Source organism: Endozoicomonas sp. SESOKO1, assembly GCF_024606265.1.
GTDB lineage: Bacteria > Pseudomonadota > Gammaproteobacteria > Pseudomonadales > Endozoicomonadaceae > Endozoicomonas.
In genome coordinates this window covers 1-1,046 of the sequence record NZ_JAHHPP010000282.1, presented here as the reverse complement: position 1 = coordinate 1,046, position 1,046 = coordinate 1, and the positions used below count along the sequence as shown (strand labels likewise).

Genomic DNA, 1,046 nt, shown 5'->3' with positions numbered 1-1,046 from the left:
GTCAAAAGGGTTGTCCAGAACCCTGTCGGTGGTCTGCGTCTTTTTGCTGTTTTTCGGGGTAGTGATTACGGCCCTGCTGGTTGTGATTCCGGCACTGGTCCATCAGATCAAGACGGTGATCCATCAGCTACCGGCCTGGGCCGCCTGGATTGAGACGAATGTCATTCCTTACATTCAGAAATATATTGCGGTTGATCCCTCCCTCTTTGATTTCGATGAAATCTCCAAAAGGCTGGCCGGGTTATGGCAAAAGGCTGGTGGGCTCCTGGCCAGTTTTGGTATTTCAGTTTCCAGGTCCTCCATTGCGCTGATCGGGTTTATGGCCAATCTGTTTCTTATTCCCGTGGTGACTTTTTACCTGTTGCGCGACTGGGACAAGATGATGGCTGACCTGAAAATGATGTTGCCCCGCAATGTCGAGCCGGTGGCTGTGACGTTGGTGAGTGAGTGCGATGAAGTACTGGGTGCCTTTCTCAAGGGGCAGATGATGGTCATGCTGGCACTGGGCGTCATTTACAGCCTGGGGCTGACCATGATCGGCCTGCAGTTCGCTATCCTGATTGGCATGCTTGCCGGGCTGGCCAGCATTATTCCCTACATGGGATTTGTCCTGGGGTTTGCTGCAGCGATGGTTGTCGCACTGTTTCAGTTTGATGGCTATGCGGGGGCCGGGCTGGTAGTGGTGGTATTCATGGTCGGTCAGGCATTGGAAGGCTGGGTACTGACGCCACTGCTGGTGGGGGATAAAATTGGTCTGCACCCGGTAGCGGTTATTTTTGCCCTGATGGCTGGCGGGCAGTTGTTTGGCTTTGTCGGAATGCTTATCGCCCTGCCCATGGCCGCGATAATTATGGTGCTTTTGCGCCACCTGCACAGAAACTATAAGGCCAGCAACCTTTATCGTGCCGGAGCAGCTGAAGAGAAAGACTGAGGTCGCCGCTGTTGCGTTGGCACTGTTTCTGGTGGTTCATTTTCTGGGGCCGGTGCTGGTGCCTTTTGTCGTCAGTATGGTGCTGGCATATCTTGGTGACCCCCTGACGGACTGG

General features: G+C 54.0%; 1 protein-coding gene. It reads left to right on the top strand.

Features of this window, described 5'->3' with window-relative positions; all coding sequences use genetic code 11:
• Positions 1–931 (top strand): AI-2E family transporter (locus KDK13_RS12535; RefSeq protein WP_257285309.1); only part of this gene is annotated, 931 nt, incomplete at its 5' end.
• Between the last annotated feature and the right edge of the window lie 115 nt (positions 932–1,046).